Source organism: Adlercreutzia sp. ZJ141, assembly GCF_011038965.1.
Lineage (GTDB): Bacteria > Actinomycetota > Coriobacteriia > Coriobacteriales > Eggerthellaceae > ZJ141.
On record NZ_JAAKEB010000021.1, the window covers coordinates 1 to 19639 of the forward strand.

The window sequence follows — 19639 nt, forward strand, 5'->3', positions numbered from 1 at the left end:
AACCCTTTTGAAGTATTTTGTCAATCCTCCACAGAATATACAAAAAGACCAGCTCATTGGCTGGTTTTTACAGATAAGCGTATGTCGAAAATCCTAAAGAATTCTGGTGTCAAATCCTAAAGACGGGTATACCACCTCACACACATGCTTTACGCCCTTTCCTTTTACCCTCCTTCGCCTGTTCATTTCCCTGTTCATTTCCAAAGCGTTTCGAATGCGACGGGTGCGCGCGAGGTAGGCGTGCTAGAATCACGATCGATCAAGAAGCCGCAGTCCGGGAAAGTCCCGAGGAAGCTCAAACTGTTCATGCAAACGTACATCGCACACTACTCTTCCCCCAAGGCGTCGGACAACCGCGCGAAGGGCCTATTCGAATTTGAGAGCAATTCGCGGGCGGGATCAAAGGGTAACATGCGCGATGCCCGGCTTAAAATGCTCGAGCTTTACGGAAAGAAAGCGGTGTCCTACACCATCGATCGCGTGAGCCGCAAGACCACGGTGTCGAACTCGTGCAATGAACAGCTTGAACTCGATTTCCGCGCACCGGCGCCAACGCGCAAGCGCGCGCAGAGGAAGGAGTACTGGTAATGGAAAACGAACATGAAGCATATTTAGAAACGCTGCTGGAAACCCCGTCGGTAACAGGATCAGAAGTTCCTATTGCCAACATCATACGTCAATATGTCGGTCTTGCTGCTGATGAGGTTCGAACGGACACCATGGGGTCAGTTCACGCCCTGTTGCAAGGACGCGGTGCAGGACCGTCTTTGATGATGGCCGCACACATGGACGAGATCGGCCTTATGGTCACCTACATTTCGGATGAGGGCTTTCTGTCCGTTGCCGCCGTGGGAGGGGTTGACGCTGCCATTCTGCCGGGCCTTCGCGTTGACGTACATACCAAGGATGGCGATTTGCGCGGCGTAGTTGGACGAAAGCCAATACACCTCATTAAGCCCGATGAGCGCAAAAACGTTACTCCCATCGACCAGCTGGCTATCGACTTGGGTCTGCCCGCTGATAAGGTGAAGGCGTCGGTTCGCATTGGTGACACGGCGACGTTTGGCGTGGGCTACGAACGTATCGGCGAGAACATGGCTGTCTCGCGCGCCTTCGATGACAAGTGCGGCGTATGGATTCTCTCTCGCGTGCTTGAAGAGCTGGCCAGCGCCGACGAGCGTCAGCCGGGCGATTTCGTTATGGCGGCAACTGTGCAGGAGGAAATTGGCACCCGTGGAGCTATGACCTCGGCTTATGGGGTTGCCCCCGACGTTGCAGTTGCCTTTGATGTGACACATGCAACCGATTATCCGGGTATCGAGCAGTCAAAGTACGGCAAGATCGTCTGCGGCTCGGGTCCGGTGATTGCCCGTGGTCCGAATATCAACCCCGTCGTGTTTGATCGCTTGGTGGCTGCCGCCGAAGCAGAAGGCATCGACTATCAGCTTGAGGCTGAGCCAAGCGTTACCGGCACCGACGCACGTGCTATTCAGGTAACGCGCTCAGGCATTCCCACGGGGCTTGTGTCGGTACCGCTGCGCTACATGCACACCCCCACCGAGGTGGTTTGCCTTGACGACGTTGAGAACACAGTACGTTTGCTGGTGCGCTTCGTTCGCGACCTTGACAGCAATACGTGCTTCGTTCCCGGCATGAACAGCAATCGGTAACCCTATGAAACGGGAACAAAAGCTTATCGCGAAAAACAAAAAGGCGTCGTTCGAATACGAGCTGCTCGAGCGTTTTGAGGCCGGCATCGAACTGACGGGAACCGAGGTGCGCTCGCTTCGTGAGAACAACTGTCAGATAACCGACAGCTTCGCGCTCGTACGGCATGGCGAAGTGTGGTTGCATGGTGTTCACATCCCGCCGTTTTCGAACGGCAATATAGCCAACCACGACCCCGATCGCAAGCGTAAGCTACTGCTTCACCGTAGGGAAATCCGCGAATTGGAGCGAAAAACGGCCGAGAAGGGTATGGCGCTCGTTCCCACGAAGATGTACTTCAAAGAGAATTCCCTGGTAAAGGTTGAAATTGCTATTGGTCGCGGCAAGAAGCTCTACGATAAGCGCGCGGCAATGGCTGAGCGCGATGCGAAGCGCGAGATCGAGCGCGCCATGAAGATGCGCCTGCGCTAGGGAAGCCCATGAGTTAAGGAGTGCAACCCCATGACCTACGAAAACGATCAGCTTGAGCAGAATGAAATGACGAGCACGAGCATAGCAGACGAGGATGAGAACACGGTAGACGAGAACGAGAGTGCGCTCGAAGAAAACGAATGCACAATAGATGAGAGCGCGAATGAAGAAGAAACCATCGAGCTCGAGTTTGATGAGAGCGACATCGTTGGTTACATCGTTGACGAGGACGATGTAGAAATCGGTATCATCGTCATGGAAGATGGCGAAGAGGTTGAGTACTACTACGCCGAAGAAGAAGAGCCTGTGCGAGTAACAGACATCATCGACGAATACGATTTAGGAATCACACGCGAAGGTGTTGCCAGCGCCACTAAGGACATGAACGTCGTGTTCAAGGAGGGAGCCGCTGTAGCGAGTGAGTTTAAAGGCGCTTACGATGACATCATGAAAGCATTCGATTTCAAGAGTCTGCTAAAGAAGTAGCTTACAAGCGCACGTCGTGTGTATGTCATGCGGGCGGCACGTAATGCGCCGCCCGATTCCTTTTCTATCGGAAGCAAGTTGCGCTCATACGAGCTACGGCGCGGCCGGTGTCATCACGCACGTCAACCGTGTAGAATCCCAGCTTGCGGCCAGATTTATCAACTGAGCATTCGGCGATGAGCTTGGTTCCTTTACACGCACTCATGAACTCGATGGTGTTGCTCACAGACACCGTGGGTTCCTCGCCAATGTTACATGCGATCGCTAACGCGAAATCAGCCAGCGTAAAAATAGCACCGCCCATCACGCCGCCCTGCGCGTTGTAATGAACGGGTGCGAGCTCCATCTCGCAGATAGCATGTCCGCGCGACCCTTCCACCACGCGGCAACCGGCCGCCTGAGTAGCAAACTTGTCGCCATTGAAGTATTCGGAAATCTGCTCTACAGTCATGTCTTCTGAAAGCATGAGAGGCTCCTTTCGTTTCAAGACAGAGAAAGCTGCTTGAATCTCAATGTGATTACAGGTCAGATTGTCACAGTGATAGGGGAACCTCGCAGAAAAAAGACGAACTATCCTCAAATGAAAATAGTTCGTCTAATTCTCCTGTGGTGGAGGCGCGGAGGATCGAACTCCGGTCCATACTACATTCTCCATGAGGCTCTACAAGCTTAGTTTATGGTCGAGTCTCGGAGCGCCCAAGCCCACAAACAAGCGGGGCGCGTCCCAGCCGGTTCTATCTTTTCCTTGGTCATACCGACTACGTACCAAGGAGCATTCCCCTTAGATGATGCCGAACTGCGAGTCGGGGACCTCCCGCAGCCGACAGCCTGGCTCGGTTATTAAGCGGCCATGGCGAGCGCAGGTGCGCTCTGAGTGTTGTTCTTGCCAATTAACTTGACGGTACCCCTGTTTAACGTGGCGAGGAGACCACGACCTGCTCCTCATCTCAAACATACCATGTCGAAACCAGTCGCCCCCATGAATCGGCGTTGTGCCATACACGAGCGGAAACAGCGTGGCTCCACCTTGTCAACGTGCCTGTACCACGAAATAACCGGGGTACGAACATTCATTCTACCGAGGTTGCATCGCTTGTCAAGCCACGAACATGCACGTTGTCGTTTTGAAACAAACGCGATGAACCTTTGCTGACAACACCGATCAGCGTATTGCCGTACCTTCTTCACCAACCAGCTCGCACAGAAAGCGGTACACGGGGCCTAATAGGCAATCGCCCTCTTCGAGCTTGAAATACCGTAATGGTAGCTGCAACTTGCGTTTGTCAGCCATATACCGCCCACCACTGCGTCGCAGCGCCGTCATACGATCGCGTGGAACGTCAATTGGTTCCACCACTAAGCGCCCGGCAACAACCGATACCATGCTGATGTGCCGCTCAGCGGCAAGCGCCTTAATACGCGCTTTCGCTAGTAAGTTGCGTGCCGCTGCGGGCATGTCGGCGTGCTTGGCAATCAAATCGCGTTCCACATCATCAACTGCAGCAAGCGTGCTCGCATACGCTAACTTGCGGTACCACAGCACACGCTCGTCGGTGTCGGGCAGGTACTCTTCGGGAAGATACGCATGTCCCGGCACGTTTACCGTAATGTCGGAAAGCGCCGGCGGCAACCCCTCGCCTGCCTTCGGATCGCCTTCACGCGTGGCAGTAACAGCTGCTTCGAGCATCTGCGCGAACAGGTCGAAACCAACCGCCGACATGTTTCCCGATTGCTCGGCTCCTAGCAGGCTGCCTGCCCCTCGGATCTCAAGATCGCGCATGGCAATGCGCATACCGCTACCCAAGTCCTGATGCTCGGAAAGTGCTGTTAAACGTGCCGTGGCCTCTTCGGTAAGCGTCACCTTACCTGGGAACATAAAGTAAGCGTACGCCTGCACCGATGAACGACCTACGCGCCCTTTCAGCTGGTACATCTGCGCCAACCCCAAGCGCTGTGAATCTTCTATTACCAGCGTATTTGTACGCGGGTTGTCGATACCGCTCTCAATGATAGTGGTAGCCACCAGTACATCGAGTTCTCCAGCGGCGAAGTCCTCCATCACGTGCTCCAGCTGGTCTTTTGCCATCTGGCCGTGCGCAACTCCCACACGCGCCTCGCCAGCAGCCTCTTGTACGCGACGAGCCGCTTCCTCAATAGAGCGCACACGATTGCTCACGTAGTACACTTGGCCACCTCTCGCCAGTTCGCGACGGATGGCAGCACTCACCAGGTCGGGGTCCCATTCCCCCACATGTACCTCAACAGCGCGGCGATCATCGGGCGGCGTGAGAATGAGACTCATATCACGCACACCAGAAAGCGACATTTGCATGGTACGGGGAATGGGCGTGGCCGACAGCGTAAGCACATCGACGCTTTCTCGCAGGTTTTTCAGTTGTTCTTTATGCCCCACGCCGAACCGCTGTTCCTCGTCGATGACCACCAGTCCCAAATCGTGCGGGTTCACATCGCGCGACAACAGGCGGTGTGTGCCCACGAGCACGCTCACCTCGCCGGCGGCAAACCCAACAAGCGCTGCTGCCTGCTGCTGTGGCGTGCGGAAACGAGAGAGCACTTCAACACGCACACCGAAGGGATCAAAACGGTCTTTGAAGCTTGCGAAATGCTGCTGTGCCAGAATAGTGGTCGGACAGAGCACCATCACCTGCTTGCCGTCTTGCGTGGCCTTAAACGCCGCGCGCAGGGCAACTTCTGTTTTGCCGAACCCTACGTCGCCGCACACCAAGCGATCCATTGGCTTTGCCGATTCCATGTCGGCCTTCACATCGGCAATGGCAGCAAGCTGATCGGGAGTTTCGCGGTAGGGAAAGGCCGATTCCATCTCGCGCTGCCACGGCGTGTCGCCAGAAAAACGATAACCCTGCACACTCGCGCGCCGCGTGTACACGTCTACCAGGTCGAACGCGAGTTTGCGCGTGGCCTTACGCGCTTTTGCAAGCGCGCGTGACCAGTCGCTTGTGTTCAGCCGCGTAAGGCGCGGACTTGCACCTTCAGGTCCCACATAGCGGGTCACGCGATCGAGCTGTTCGACAGGAACAAACAACTTGTCGCTCTCGGCGTACTGAAGGTACAGGTAATCGCGCTCGGTGCCGTCAACTTCTCGGCGCACAAGCTCCTTAAACAGCGCCACACCATGGGCAGCATGCACCACATAATCACCGGGTTTGTACGGGAAGGTGATTTCGGTCATGTCAATGTGACGATGTGCGCGTGCGACACTGCCTTGTGTGTCAGCGATGCTCACAATCCCCAAACGCGCCTTCGGAATGATGAGTCCCAAAGGAACGTCCACATCCACCACGTTCACCACGCCACGGCGCAACCTGCGCTTCGCCGCACCTGGTTCACCAGGTTCGTCCACGTTAGCAACCTCTAATATGGGAAGCTCGTGATCGACAAGTGCCAGCTTCATGTCGTGACGAGCGCGGGGGTTCGGCACACTCAACACCACCATGTTGCCGCCATCGAGCAGCGTCCGCAGCCTACCGAACAGCTTGTCAGGGTGCCCCGCCACTTCGGTGCGCTTCACCGGAAGGTCGGCATCGATTTGGCTTCCCGCTGTCATGATGCTCACGTACGTCGCACGCTGATTCGTGCCGAAACTAAGCGTTGCAGGTTGCAAGTACAGTCCATCGAGCGCGATGTGGCTGCCCCGTGCGCGCCCTTCGATGTCCTCTCTCGTATGCGCTGCGTCATCAACGAGCGACCGGGGCTCGATCAGCACGGTACATGCTTCGGCAGGCAGGTAATCACCCAAGGAAACGGTACGATCATACAGGTAGGGAAGCAACACATCAGCTCCATCGAAGCGAAGTCCGCCGTCAAGCTTCTCCAGTACATCGCGCAGCGCAGGATTGGTGCGCGCAGGATTCTTCAGGCGGTGTCGTGCGCGAGCAATGCCTGCGGCATCGGCTTTAAACTCACGCGTTGGATAGATATTCACGCTCGAAAGCGTCGATATCGTCTGTCCAGTTGCCGGCACGATACGGCGTATTTCCTCAAGTTCATCGCCGAAGAAGTCGAGCCGAACCGGATACACCATATTGCCCGGGAACACATCAATAGTGCCGCCACGCACACAGAAGGTACCGGGGCCGTCAAGCTCGCCTACGTTCGCGTAGCCAATAGACTCAAGGCAGTCGATTAAATCGTCGAGATCACACACAGAAAGCGAGCCAGCATCTTCCATGCTAGCAAGCTCGCACCCCGATGCAAGCGTTATGGGCTGCCATGCCCCATCTGCAGCTGGTGGCAACGCGCGCAGGAGCGCTCGAGCCGATGCTACTACCACAACCTTACGCCCACAGGCGAGTGCATGCATACATTCAGTGCGCATGCCAACCTGACGCATGTTTGCCGGCTTCGGTGTAAAGGGATAATCGCTGCGCTCAGGAAAACGAAGTACTCTACCCTCCCCCAAATACGCCACGACACCACGGAAGAACGACAGCGCCGCATCCTCACCGGCAACTACCACAAGCGTCGTCTGGGGATGCGCGGCAAAGCGCGCCGCCACCATGAACGGACGCGCCGATGCGGCAACACCGATGGAAGCGTCATCACCTGCATCGAGCTTGCCCCAGAAATCCTCAAGACAACCTGATTGCTCGAGAACAAAGGAGAGCGAATCTATGAGCATGAGCGTCCTTTCATATGAGAAGCATCGGATCGCGATAAGTAGCCTCAGATAACACAGCGCAGCCCTGAATGGCACCAAATCGGCCTGCTTTCATTCCGGAGCGTATCAAGACAGCACAAAGAGCCGCACGAATGCGCGGCTTTAAGGTGTCGTATTGTACAACGAAACACACAGGAGAAGCTCTTTTCTAAAAAGGTTGCATCGAATCATCTGCGTATCACAACTTAATCAGCCTAATCAGCCACCTCTTAATCAACTGGCGCAACCATAAGCACCATGAGACACTACGAGCGTGAATGATTTCTCGTTTCGAGCGTTTCAAACCTGTACAGCACCTTTAATGCGGCTATACTGGCATGCAGCAGCAAGCTACCACCATGTCGGCAAATTCTGCGTAGTCCGGCGCGGGTGGTTGCGGCGCTGCCATTCTGCGCCGGAAGCCTCGCGTAGGTACGCCTGTGCCTCCACCCTACTTTCTGCATTTCGAGACGAGACGCCCGGGGCCGCCCGAAGCGGCAGTTGCAACGATGCGCAACGCCCGGCACACAACAATGAAAGAGATGAAGCTCATGACTGACTACCATCCGATGTGGGAAGAACTTGGTATGGACCTCGAAACCCACGACCTGCTGTGCGACGCGCTGCCCGTAGCATTCGGCGACACGTACCTTTCCCAGGAAAACCGGCCCGAAAACATGGCGTTCTATGATTTCGTGGTGTCTGGTATCCATGGCATTCGCCCCGCCGAGTTTATCGAGATGAAGAAAGAGGGCCGCAAGGTGTTCGGCACGTTCTGCGTGTTCGTGCCCGACGAGGTGGTTGTTGCCTGCAACGGTGCCGTCACCGGCCTGTGTGGCGGATCGCAATTCTGGGTGCCTGATGGCGAGAAGCACATTCCTTCCGACACGTGCCCGCTGATCAAGGCGTCTCTGGGCGCGCATTTCGGCAAGACCTGCCCGTACTTCATGGTATCCGACATGTACGTGGGCGAAACCACGTGTGATGGCAAGAAGAAAGCCTACGAGGTGCTGGGCGCCGACAAAGAAACCTACATCATGGACATGCCACAGATGAAGCGCCCGTGCGACATCGTGAAATGGAAGGAAGAAATTGCCGCTTTCGCCGCGAAGGTCGAAGAGGTAACCGGCGTTACGCTCACGCCTGAGAATCTAGCTGAAGCTATCAAGGTGATCAACGCCAAGCGTGCAGCGCTCAAGCGTGTCTACGACTGCCGCAAGGCCGATCCGGTGCCCATCAGTGGCAAAGATGCCCTGCTCATGATTCAGATCGCCTTCTTCGACGATCCGGTTCGCTGTGCCGAGATGGCCAACAAACTGGCCGACGAGCTCGAGCAACGCATCGCCGACGGCGTAGGCGTGTTCCCGGCAGGCACCAAGCGTATCATGGTTACCGGCACACCGCTGGCCATTCCCAACTGGAAGCTGCACCACATTATCGAAACGAGCGGCGCTGTGGTGGTGTGCGAGGACATGTGCACCGGATCGCGTTACTTCGAGAACCAGGTTGATGAGTCGGGCACCACGCTCGATGAGCAGTTCATGGCGCTATCTGAGCGCTACATGAAGAATAACTGCGCATGCTTCACGCCTAATCCAGGCCGTCTTGAGGACATCGTCCGTCAGGCGAAGGAATACCATGTCGATGGCGTTATCGACTGCAATCTCAAGTTCTGCACGTTGTACAACATCGAAAAGCAAAGTGTGGCCGATCTGCTGGCCGAAGAGGGCATTCCGTGCCTGAGCCTGGAAACCGATTACGCTGACAACGACGCTGAGCAGCTGCGCACCCGCATCGGCGCATTTGTGGAGATGCTGGGGTAGAGCCGCAATGCCGCTTTCGCGAAACGTCCGCTGTTACGCGCTTCTGAAAACGCACACCGACGTGTGGGCGCTCTTCGAAGCATGCAAAGAAGCTGGTGTAGAAGCGCGCATTGCGCCCACACCACGCCAAGCAGACACGCACGCGTCATGCGGCACGTCGCTTTTGGTTCCCTGCGATACTTCCGATGCCGTGCTCGCGCTTGCAAGCGAGCGCGGCATCGCTACGAACGGGGTTGTACGTGTACAAAACGCTATCGATCCTGCAAGGGATCGTTATTGCTGATGCACTACTTGTCAAGACGCACGAATTCTCTACGTCCCATACAAAAGCGCGTACAAAAGCGCCGTGCACGATAATGATGGAAACCTGGCCGCAACTATGCTGCCGCAACAAGAAGAAAGGACCTGATGATCATGGACATGACTGTTGACGCATTGGGCGACAAGTGCCCGCTTCCTGTAGTAAAGGCGAAAAACGCCCTTGAGGTTATGGGTGAGGGAACGCTTGAGGTACTTGTCGACAACGAGACCGCCGTCACCAACCTGAAGAACTTCGCCGCAAAGAAACGCTGCACCGCCGAAAGCGAGCAGCTGGCCGAAGCCAAATACGCCGTGCGCATTACGGCAACCGCCGAATCGCTGTGCGCTCAAACAGCACCCGAGGCCGATGCCGATGCGACTGCGCCGGCAAAGAAGCCGGTTGTGGTCATCTCATCGAACCTCATGGGCTCAGGTGACGACAAGCTGGGCGCAACGCTCATGAAGGGATTCATCTTCGCTCTCACGCAGCAAGACACACTGCCGAGCGCCGTGCTGTTCTATAACAGTGGCGTCAAGCTTACGTGCGAGGGCAGCGAATCGCTCGATGACCTGCGTAGCCTCGCCGATTCCGGCGTGACTATCTTGTCGTGCGGCACCTGCCTACAAAACTTCGAGCTGTCCGACAAACTTGCTGTTGGCGAACCCACCAACATGTACGTCATCGTGGAAACCCAGATGGAAGCCGGAGCCATCATCCGTCCATAACGGATGCGCCCGCACCAATCCGTATGACGCCCTGCATCAACAAACGCACGAAAGGCACTCATGATCTACCTGGACAACGCAGCGACAACAATGCAGAAGCCGCCCGAGGTGGCCGAAGCAGTATGCGCTGCCATTAACGGATTCGGTGGCGTAGGCCGTGGAGCGCACGAGGCTTCGCTCGATGCTGGTGTCACCGTCTATCAAGCGCGCGCTCGGTGCGCCGAACTCTTCGGTGCGCCAAGCGCGTCGAGCGTCGCCTTCGCATCGAACATAACTGAGGCGCTCAATATCGCCCTTTGTGGCCTTCTAGGCGCAGGCGACCATGCTATCACCACCGCAGCCTCGCACAACTCCGTCCTTCGGCCGCTCTATCGCCTGCAAGAGGAAGCTGGCGTTGAACTATCCATAGCGCCCATCGCGACCGACGGAACCTTATCCTATGAGCGCTTCGAAGAGCTGTTCCAAGAAAACACGAAGCTCATTGCTGTCACCCATGCCTCAAACCTCACTGGTCAGGCCTATGACATCGCACGCTTGGCAGCTATGGCGCATGCACATGGGGCGCTCTGCGTTGTAGACGCCGCTCAAACGGCCGGCAGTACGCCTATTAACATGACAACAGACGGCATTGACGTACTGTGCTTCACCGGTCACAAAGGGCTTTATGGCCCCCAAGGTACCGGTGGCCTATGCGTTGCCAAAGGGGTTCACATCCGCCCGCTAAAGGTTGGCGGCACCGGTGTACACAGCTACGACAAGCATCACCCCACCACTATGCCCGACTCATTGGAAGCTGGCACCATTAATGCTCATGGCATTGCTGGCTTGAAAGCCGGTGTCGAATTCGTGTTGCGCGAAGGGGTTGAAGTAATCGGCGAACACACGCACGGCCTTGCCGCACGTCTGCGCGAAGCGGTAGCAACTATCGACGGCATTACTGTGTATGGCGACGGCAGCCCATCGGCCATCGTGTGTTTGAACGTGCGTGACTACGATTCGTCTGAAGTAGCAGACGCCCTGTCTGTGGACTACGGCATCGCCACACGTGCAGGTGCCCACTGTGCCCCACTCATGCATGAGGCACTCGGCACAAGCGACCGCGGAGCTGTGCGTTTTAGCTTCGGCTGGTTTAGCACCGACGCCGACGTCGACGAAGCCGTGCGTGCGCTGCGCGAGATTGCGGCGGAGGAATAGCTTATGGCGCTGCGCAAGAAAACGCCGCACGCGGTGCTTACCTTCCCCACCACGCAAGCCGCCATGGCCTTCGAAGAGGCTGCCCGCAGCTACAACCTACCCGGCAGGATGATTCCCGTTCCCTCGGCGATCTCAGCCGGATGTGGCCTGTCGTGGTGCGCGCCCACCGACAAACGCGACGAACTGCTTCGTGCATGCACTACCCACCAGCTTGATTACGAAGGTGTTCACACCGTCGATTTGTATTAACCATTCCTGCACCCCTTTGAGGAGAACCATGATTCGCATTGGTATCGATATTGGATCAACCGCCACAAAGGCGGTCGCACTCGATGGAGAAGAACTCGCTTACACACTCGTATGCCCAACCGGATTCAGCAGTGTCGACGCCGCCGAACATGTGGCAGCGGATTTCGCGGACCATGACTACGACGTGCAGGAACTACCCGTTATCGCTACTGGCTATGGCCGAGTGGCTGTTCCTTATGCCGATAAGGTGGTTACCGAAATCACCTGTCACGGTAAGGGAGCATCGTTTTTGTTCGGGGGCGACGGCGCAGTGCTCGACGTTGGTGGTCAGGACACCAAGATTATCAACTTGCGCGGCGGGCGCGTGGTGAAATTCCTCATGAACGATAAGTGCTCGGCCGGTACGGGCAAGTTCCTGGAAATCATGGCCAACCGTATGGCCGTCACTCAAGACGAACTGTCCGCACTCGCACGCAATGGCAAGCCGACCACCATTTCGAGCATGTGTACTGTGTTTGCTGAGAGCGAGGTTATCAGCCTTATTGGGAAGGGAGCTGCACGCGAAGACATTGCCAACGGTGTTATCGAATCCGTGGTGTCGAAGGTGTGCACACTCGCTTCTCAGATTAGCGCCGAGCAGTATTTCCTCACCGGAGGCCTGTGTGAGAACAACTACATCATCGAACGGCTTTCATCACACCTAAAAGCGCCGGTAACCACCGACCCACGCGCTCGATTCGCGGGTGCTATCGGCGCAGCACTCTGTGTTGAATAGGTTCAACCTGTACTCAGACAGGCTGAAAGCCCACATAAGCACTGATTAAAGCTCGAAGAAACCGAAGGGCCCCGAGAAACCGTCCAAAACGGCAACTCGAGACCCTCATTCTGCGGCTCAATGAGTCGCAGAATTAACACGTGTGACGACACAGCGCTCATCAGCAGGCCATATCGCCACGCAAATAAGCAGAATAACCCCTACAGCATTTCTATGAACGCAGCGACGCGCGTGTTCAGTTGTCCCACATCGGAGGTCGAGTAGTCGGTTTCTATCTGCAGGTACGGCAAGCCCTTTTCCTCGTTTACGAACTTCTCAATAGACTTCGCTTCCACCGCATAGGTGTGGCATGCCGACAGCGTCATCTCCACTACGCCGTCAATGTGATACTCATCGATGAGTCGACCCATAAGCTCATAACGGTTCGGGTTCGGCGTCATCACCGAACACCCGATATTCAGGTAACGCTCGGCGAGCGCATGGTACACATCAGGATCATCCTCGTTGACCAAACGATCGAACGACTTCGTGCCTGAGCAGTTTTCAAACGCCACCACGATGCCACCGTTGTCCTCTACGGCCTTCAAAACTTTGGTGGTCACGCCGCCCATCGGGCAGCCAGTTATGAGAATGCGCGGCTTCTTGGGCTGCATTTTGCCTTCAGCGTATTCAGCTTCAATCTTGTCGGCAATAGCATTCAGCTCAGTTGTCGATTCAGCCTTGTCAAACTTGAAGCCTACGCCATACATGACGTTAAACAAGTCGCCACCCGTGATGGGTGCCGGGTCATGCAGCATCACATCGGTTAGCTTCTTCATAGCCAGACGATTCTCGTTGTTTACGCGGATTGCCTCAGCGATCGCTTCCTCGGTGATGGTCACGTCGAACTTATGCTCGAGGTACTCCTTCATCTTCACAATCTCGGCGCGCCACAGAGCCAATGCGTCGGCATCCTGCGAGTTCGGCAGGTTCATGATGTACACGTCCTTGCCCAACTGTGCCATGAGTTCATACATCTTCTTCTTGCCGTCACAGGTAGTCTCTCCCACTACCAGGTCGCTAAAGTAGAAGAACGGGCACTTGTCGGTTTTGGCGAAACCGTAGCTCGATTTGATGAGCGGACACAGGTTTCGCGGCAGATCCTTTTCGGCGTCGGGAATGGTTTCGTCCGACACCGAGCACAAGCCAACCACCGAAGCGCCAAACGCCATGGCCAGTTCATGCGGGAAATACGTGCAGTAGATTCCCACCACGGGAACGTCTTTGTCTTTCAGGGCCTTCACTCCCAGAAACGCCTGCTGACGCGCCTCGGCAAAATCATCGAACACATCAGGCAGTGATTTTACAAGCTCCATTGCAGAACTTCCTCTCGTCTCTATGAACGTATGTGATGAAGGTGGGCGGCCATTTCGTCGCGCGCCTCAGACGGCTTCCAGCACGCATGTGCAGCTGGAAAGCGGGAGCCTTTGCAGAATCGGCCATCGCGCAGAAAACAACAGCCGAACAGCTCTCTTGCGATTATACGCGCGAAAGCCAGCCACTCTACGCAAAGATACAGGGAACTACAGATGAAACAGGAACGTGATACATACGTCTACACCACAAGGTTCACCGGCGCTCTATGTAGCAACCGAGACGCGTAAGTTCGGCCGCCACCGTTTCCACCAGCAGCGGCAGTGCGGCATGAACCGCAGGCGTGAGCCCTACCGTCGCAACTTCGGGAGAAGGATTTTCTACCTGCATACCCAGGCAAAGACCACGCGCCTCATAGCCAAGCAATGCAGCAGCATCAAACAAGTCAATAAGCTTCAAATCGTGTAGCGATGCCGTAGCGCCCGTGTGTCGTGCCATAGCGTCAGGTGCGAAACGCAGCACCGTACCTGCGGGGTTACCCGTACCATCAACCGCATCCACTGTTATGACCACATCGCATTCGTCCACGACAAATAACATATCCATACTCAGGCAACCGATGTCGTAGAGCTGCACGTTTTCGGGAACAGAATACCGCTCACAGAACAGCTCATAAGCGGCCGGCCCCACGCCATCATCGAGCATGAGCTTGTTACCTACAAACAACACCGCAACACGCACGTCACACACTCGTTCGACATCTTGTTCGTCTTCAGCATCACTTCTCGCATGCTCCATTAACGTTCCTTCCCCAAAGCACTCATTCACATTAAGCCTTTAATTAGCATTGACCTCACCTGTCAATATCTGGTAGCGGGGGCGACGCGCAGTTCCGCAGCGACGACAACAATCCTGTGGATTGTTGTCCAAAGCGAGGACTGCCGAGCATCGACCTTGCTGCCAGATATTGACGAACAAAAACGCATAGATTCACAGCGACGGAAACAATCCAGCGGACTGTTTCCCAAAGCGAGGACTGCCGAGCATCGACCCTGCCACCAGATATTGACGAGCGAAGTTACTACCCTATGCTAACAAGAAACGGCGGCCGCCGGTGTTCCGACGACCGCCGCACATGTCAACCACGACGTGTTTTATTCCTTGTGACCAAGGTCGTCTTCGCCTACGATCACGTGACGATCGGGATCGTACACCAGGCCACCATGTTCCTTGCGGATGAACATGAGTGCCGTGGGAGCAAAGCCCTCGACATTTGCCAGGTACACGTGAATGAACATGAAGATGATGAACACGAACATCAGGAAGTAGTGGATGATACGCATGTTCATCAGGCCACCAACAAGCGTAGTACCTGCAGCGAAAATGCCGAAGTTCATCGTGGGAGCCCACAGAGCCAAGCCCGTGTAGAACATGAGCACGATAAGTATTGGAATCAGCAAGTAGCTGATCTTCTGAGGCACACCCAGCTTAGCGCCCAGCGGATGATCCTTCTTGAGGAACAGATAGTACTTCACCCACTGAATGCCCTGATGGCGGTTATCAGCCTGTGGCAGCCAGGTCTTGTAGTCGGGCACCTGCTTGCGCGTGCCGCCGGTCGGTGCGGTCTTCACAAAGAAGGCCATGATCACGCGCGCTAAGCAGTTCGCAAACAGAACGATGCCGCAGAAGATGTGTAGGCCGCGGCACAGTCCCATGATGCCAGGGATCACCGGATAATGGATGATAATACCCGACAGGATGAGCAGGATCATGCAGACGAGGTTGATCCAGTGCGTGACGACGAACACCAATGGATGAGCCTCGCGATAATGAGCAAGATGCGCCATGCTACTTCACCCCCCAAGGATTCGTCACGGTTTCGAAGCTCTTGCCTGTAGCCGGCTCGGTTACATGAACCGCGCAGGCGGTGCAGGGGTCGAAGCTATGCACGGTACGCAGCGCGTTGATAGGCATCTCCACATCTTCCACCGGGCAGCCGATAAGTGCCTGCTCCATGGGGCCATGTTCGCCATCTTTATTCATAGGAGCAAGGTTCCACGTAGACGGAATGATAATCTGATAACCCTCAATGCGACCGTTCTTTACCTTTTCACTGTGATAGAGCGCACCACGCGGAGCCTCCCAGAAGCCTGTACCGGAACCGGTGTCGGTTTCGGGTGCGCGGAAGTACTCGCTGTCCCCACCCTTCACAGCCTCAATCAGTTCATCAACCCATTCCTTCATAAGTGTGGCAATGTAGAGCGTTTCCAGCTGACGCAATGCCGTACGACCAAGCGTCGATTGCGCAACAGACAAATCACCCGGAGCACCCAGCGCGCGTAGCATGTCGTCGACGCCGTCCTTGATGAAAGGCACACCGCGTTTGTAAGCTGCCAGGATACGCGCCAGACCACCCGCCTCCATGGGCTTGCCGTCGTAATTGGGGCACTTCACCCACGTGTAGCGGTCGTTCACGTCGTAGCCAGTAAACTCCGGCTCGGTGACGAAGTACGGCGACTCATATTCCTCGTCGCCCTTGTACCAAGAGCGGCCCATGTACTCTTTGATCTTGCTCTCTTCAACATCGCTCAGATTAAGCTTCTCATCGAGCACACCCATGGGCAGATAACGGTCAGCCAGCTGCATGCTCTGATTCTCAAACACACCCCAAGCAATATAGCGTCCGCAGCCCTTGCCGAACTCCAGTGCTTCCATGTAGTTTGCGCCGATAGCCAACGTATCGGGAATCATGGTGGTGGACACCCAGTTGTACACCTCGTCCACAAGCGCCTTCAGATCATCGAGCTTCTGCTCGGTGGGCACAAACGCCGTACCACCCGGCACAAGCGTCATGATGTGAGGCATCTTGCCACCCAGAAGTGCAGCGATCTCAGAAGAACGTGCCTGCATCTTCAGCGCTTCAAGATAGTGGGCAGTGCAGATGAGGTCGAGTTCAGGCGAAAGCTTGTACGCCTTGCCGCCATCAGCCTCGAACCAGTTACCCGAGAAGATAGACAGCTGGCCATTGTCGGCGAACGTCTTCAAGCGATTCTTCAGCTGGAAGAAATCGGTATTCATGGACGTTTCCGCTTCGATGGCAAGCGCCACGGCGTCCTCGGGATCGGCCTTGAGCGCGTTTAAGGGGTTCACGTAATCAAGTGCCGCCAGGTTGTAGAACCATAAGATATGGCTATGCAAGAACTGCGCGCCCTCGATGAGGTTGCGCACGATGCGAGCATTGTTGGAAATGGTGATGCCGTAGGCCTTCTCGGCGGCAATGCTGGAAGCATGCGCGTGAGACACCGGGCACACGCCACAGATGCGCTGAACAATCTGCGCGGCATCTTCCGGAGTGCGGTTCTGCACGACAAGTTCCATGCCGCGGAAGCAGCCGCCCGACACCCACGCATCGGTAACCTCGCCATGCTCGACTTCCATCTCAACGCGGAGATGGCCTTCGATACGGGTGATCGGGTCGATAACCGAACGGGTCATACCAGCTTACCTCCCCTCTTCTTCATTAGCCGCGGTACCGCCTTTGCCCTTGCGGGCAGCTGCGACAACCTCGGGATCGTACTTACCAATGGATTTGTCGGGATGCTTGGCGTCCCATGCGCGGATTTCCTCGAAGTCAGCGCCGCCATCCATACGCCCGGTCATCTTCATACCGAAGCCATGGATAACCAACGCACCAGCAACCAAACCGGTCAGCCCCAGCGCAATGGTATCGGGGCGAATTGCCCAGTCGCCAATGCGGAAATCGCGATGGCGCTTGTAGAAGGGCGTGTTCATCTCGACCCAGTTGTCGTTGATGTTAGCTGGATTAGCCTCGCAGCAACCGATGCAGGGCGCACCCGCCTGCACACACCAGCTGCGGCGGTTGTTCCACAGCGTTACGCCACAATTCGACTTGGTCTGCGGGCCGCGGCAGCCAAGCGGATACAGGCAGTAGCCCAACGCCTCTTCCTTGCTGCCGAACTCATACACGAACTCGCCGTTCTCGAAGTGCCCACGGCGCTCGCAGTTATCATGTACGGTCTGATCGAAAATGCCGGCGGGTTTGCCCTGCGAGTTCAGATCGAGCTCTGCGGGCGTAAGCTTCATCAGCACCACGTCAACCAGTACCGACACGAGCCATTCAGGGTTCGCCGGACATCCGGGGATGTTCACCACGGGAACATCAATGCCCACTTCTTCGAGGTACTGCTGCACGCCAAGTGCGCCAGCGGAGTTCGGCGTAGCGCTCATCCAACCACCGTTAACGGCGCAAGAACCCAACGCAACGACAGCGTTTGCGTTGCGAGCGGCTTCCTCCAGATGTTCGGTTCCCGGCGCGTCGGCAACGCGAAGCGCTTGGCCCTCCCAGCCCTTCAGCACGGCTCCCTCGTAAATGAGGATGTAGTTTCCAGCCTCAATGGTTTGCGCTTTTGCTTCCTCCATCGAATGACCCGCAGCCGCAGACAGCGTTTCGGAGTAGTTTAGCGAAATCATCTCCAGCACGATGCTTGCCGCATCGGGCGTCTCAACCTGCGCGAACGACTCGGTGCAGCCCGTGCAAGACGCTCCCTCAATCCAAATGACGGGATAGAGGTTTCCCGACTTCGCCCCGATGACGGTGTCGGCAAGGGCACGTTCCACGTGTGGACCGGTCAAACCCGACAGGCCAGCAGCGGCGGCAACGGCTCCGCAAAGCTTCACAAAGCTGCGGCGCGATACCCCCCGCGCGGAAAGCAGATTCTGAAACTCGGAGACAGTGGCCTCTGTTTCCATGTGCACACCTCCTTTAGGTGTTCTCGTCTTCCAATTGCGAAGGTATTGTGACGCAATTTGTGAAAAAGAAGGCGAAACAATGCATGAAAAGGATGGTATATTCTGTAAAAGGCACAATAATGTTACGATATCACTCACAGGTAACAAATTGGAAACGATGTCTTACGGCATGCGGATACAAGCATCCGCAACGTATCGGCCGCTACCGCGCTCGTGCAAGAGCGTCGAGGCGAGCCATCACCACGTCCTCAACTTCGTAGGAGCACGGCAAGAGAGACCCCTCTTCGGAATAGAGCGTGCGAATGTAGCCACCGCATTCGTCGCATGTGGCAAGGCGGTGGGCATCATCGCCTGCAATACTGTAGAAGTACAGGCGCTCTTGGCTGCGGTTTCCGCACTGTGCACAGCGAACGCGTTCGAACTCCCAGGTACAGGCGCACTGCGGACAAACCAGCACGCGTCCACGACCTGATGATGACGTGTTCGCGCCCACATGCGCAAGCGTAGGGGCACTACCGCACACAGGGCACAGAAGCGGACGTGGCTCGGTGACACCGGCTGTGCGTAATGCGATCATGGCTGCCTGGGCAGGCTGCTCAAGCTGCACTTTAAGAGCCAAACTTGCCGTCAAAGCACCAAGGAGCGCCTGATCTCCGGTCATACTGCCACTAATAAGTACAGCTGCAACCTTGGCGAGCCACGCACTTGGGTTTGAACCCGCAAGCGCACAATCGGATTGAAGCACCACAGAGTCCCACTTCACACGAGCAAACGCCGCTATCGTATCGGCGGGAAAACCGCCTGTATCGTTAAACACTTCCGCAAGCTTACCAAGCGTCGCAATGAGCGCATCGGCATCAACAGGTACCGGTGCAAGATCAAATATGGCGCGACCTTCCCTGTAGGCAACAAGAACGTCAACCGGAGCCGGTGCCTCCCACGTAACCTGGACAGGCATCTCTTCCGAACAAGCTGCCTGTACACCCCACAGCGTGCGGAAGAACGCCAATCGCGCCAGGTCAGCTGTGTCGAGCTTGTCGGCGTACGCGGCAATAGCTGCGTCGATACGTTTCAAATTCACAGGGCAGCTCCTTTATACTACGGCGCGCCACACGACCGGCAAACCACATCGTAGGCACACCACAT

Annotated in this window: 18 protein-coding genes and 1 other RNA gene; 10 read left to right on the forward strand and 9 right to left on the reverse strand. The window is 56.1% G+C overall.

What is annotated here, in order from left to right; genetic code table 11:
- Nucleotides 1-306 precede the first annotated feature (306 nt).
- The 4 genes from G7Y44_RS08955 to G7Y44_RS08970 are packed head-to-tail and all read left to right on the forward strand — an operon-like array spanning nt 307 to nt 2625.
- On the forward strand, nt 307-588 hold the full coding sequence (locus tag G7Y44_RS08955) for a hypothetical protein (RefSeq protein WP_165045955.1): 282 nt from the start codon (nt 307-309) through the stop codon (nt 586-588).
- Nucleotides 588-1670: a M42 family metallopeptidase gene (locus G7Y44_RS08960; protein ID WP_165249230.1), complete on the forward strand. Its 1083-nt coding sequence runs from the start codon at nt 588-590 to the stop codon at nt 1668-1670. The genes G7Y44_RS08955 and G7Y44_RS08960 overlap by 1 nt, the downstream gene beginning before the upstream one ends.
- 4 nt (nt 1671-1674) lie before the next feature.
- Nucleotides 1675-2139 carry an SsrA-binding protein SmpB gene (gene smpB / locus G7Y44_RS08965; RefSeq protein WP_165045953.1) on the forward strand — a complete coding sequence of 155 codons (465 nt, stop codon included), beginning with the start codon at nt 1675-1677 and terminating at the stop codon, nt 2137-2139.
- Nucleotides 2140-2169: 30 nt separating this feature from the next.
- A complete protein-coding gene (locus tag G7Y44_RS08970) occupies nt 2170-2625 on the forward strand; it encodes a hypothetical protein (protein WP_165045952.1) in 456 nt (151 codons plus the stop codon).
- A 64-nt stretch (nt 2626-2689) separates the two neighbouring features.
- Here G7Y44_RS08970 and G7Y44_RS08975 read toward each other — a convergent pair whose 3' ends face one another.
- The 3 genes from G7Y44_RS08975 to mfd form a co-directional block, all read right to left on the reverse strand.
- Entirely contained in the window at nt 2690-3091 is a 402-nt protein-coding gene (locus tag G7Y44_RS08975) for a PaaI family thioesterase (protein WP_165249232.1), read from the reverse strand.
- 141 nt (nt 3092-3232) lie between these two features.
- Nucleotides 3233-3604, reverse strand: a transfer-messenger RNA (tmRNA) gene (gene ssrA, locus G7Y44_RS08980).
- A gap of 183 nt (nt 3605-3787) precedes the next feature.
- Nucleotides 3788-7285 carry a transcription-repair coupling factor gene (gene mfd, locus G7Y44_RS08985; RefSeq protein WP_165249234.1) on the reverse strand — a complete coding sequence of 1166 codons (3498 nt, stop codon included), beginning with the start codon at nt 7283-7285 and terminating at the stop codon, nt 3788-3790.
- 569 nt (nt 7286-7854) lie between these two features.
- On the opposite strand from mfd, the gene G7Y44_RS08990 reads away from it, so the two are divergent.
- The 6 genes from G7Y44_RS08990 to G7Y44_RS09015 all read left to right on the forward strand — a co-directional run bounded on the left by G7Y44_RS08990 (nt 7855) and on the right by G7Y44_RS09015 (nt 12370).
- The gene (locus G7Y44_RS08990; protein ID WP_165249236.1) at nt 7855-9126 is read left to right on the forward strand and encodes a double-cubane-cluster-containing anaerobic reductase; all 1272 of its coding nucleotides are present in this window, start codon (nt 7855-7857) and stop codon (nt 9124-9126) included.
- Nucleotides 9127-9133: 7 nt separating this feature from the next.
- Nucleotides 9134-9409, forward strand: coding sequence for a DUF3343 domain-containing protein (locus G7Y44_RS08995; RefSeq protein ID WP_165045948.1), 276 nt, complete (start codon nt 9134-9136; stop codon nt 9407-9409).
- 131 nt (nt 9410-9540) lie between these two features.
- A complete protein-coding gene (gene yedF, locus G7Y44_RS09000; RefSeq protein ID WP_165249238.1) occupies nt 9541-10152 on the forward strand; it encodes a sulfurtransferase-like selenium metabolism protein YedF in 612 nt (203 codons plus the stop codon).
- Nucleotides 10153-10212: 60 nt separating this feature from the next.
- The gene (locus G7Y44_RS09005; RefSeq protein ID WP_165249240.1) at nt 10213-11346 is read left to right on the forward strand and encodes an aminotransferase class V-fold PLP-dependent enzyme; all 1134 of its coding nucleotides are present in this window, start codon (nt 10213-10215) and stop codon (nt 11344-11346) included.
- Nucleotides 11347-11349: 3 nt separating this feature from the next.
- Complete coding sequence (locus G7Y44_RS09010; RefSeq protein ID WP_241159239.1) at nt 11350-11595, forward strand: DUF3343 domain-containing protein; 246 nt, start codon at nt 11350-11352, stop codon at nt 11593-11595.
- A 28-nt stretch (nt 11596-11623) separates the two neighbouring features.
- Nucleotides 11624-12370, forward strand: coding sequence for an acyl-CoA dehydratase activase (locus tag G7Y44_RS09015; protein ID WP_165249242.1), 747 nt, complete (start codon nt 11624-11626; stop codon nt 12368-12370).
- Between the two features lie 200 nt (nt 12371-12570).
- Here the strand turns inward: G7Y44_RS09015 and G7Y44_RS09020 are convergent, their stop codons facing one another.
- The 6 genes from G7Y44_RS09020 to G7Y44_RS09045 form a co-directional block, all read right to left on the reverse strand.
- Nucleotides 12571-13725 (reverse strand): double-cubane-cluster-containing anaerobic reductase, encoded by a 1155-nt coding sequence (locus G7Y44_RS09020; RefSeq protein ID WP_165045944.1) that lies wholly within the window; start codon nt 13723-13725, stop codon nt 12571-12573.
- Nucleotides 13726-13978: 253 nt separating this feature from the next.
- Nucleotides 13979-14521 (reverse strand): hydrogenase maturation protease, encoded by a 543-nt coding sequence (locus G7Y44_RS09025; protein ID WP_165249244.1) that lies wholly within the window; start codon nt 14519-14521, stop codon nt 13979-13981.
- A gap of 356 nt (nt 14522-14877) precedes the next feature.
- Complete coding sequence (locus G7Y44_RS09030; protein WP_165249246.1) at nt 14878-15570, reverse strand: cytochrome b/b6 domain-containing protein; 693 nt, start codon at nt 15568-15570, stop codon at nt 14878-14880.
- A gap of 1 nt (nt 15571) precedes the next feature.
- Nucleotides 15572-17218 (reverse strand): nickel-dependent hydrogenase large subunit, encoded by a 1647-nt coding sequence (locus G7Y44_RS09035; protein ID WP_165249248.1) that lies wholly within the window; start codon nt 17216-17218, stop codon nt 15572-15574.
- 6 nt (nt 17219-17224) lie between these two features.
- Entirely contained in the window at nt 17225-18493 is a 1269-nt protein-coding gene (locus G7Y44_RS09040; RefSeq protein WP_165249250.1) for a hydrogenase small subunit, read from the reverse strand.
- A gap of 202 nt (nt 18494-18695) precedes the next feature.
- The gene (locus G7Y44_RS09045) at nt 18696-19574 is read right to left on the reverse strand and encodes a formate dehydrogenase accessory protein FdhE (protein WP_165249252.1); all 879 of its coding nucleotides are present in this window, start codon (nt 19572-19574) and stop codon (nt 18696-18698) included.
- Nucleotides 19575-19639 lie beyond the last annotated feature (65 nt).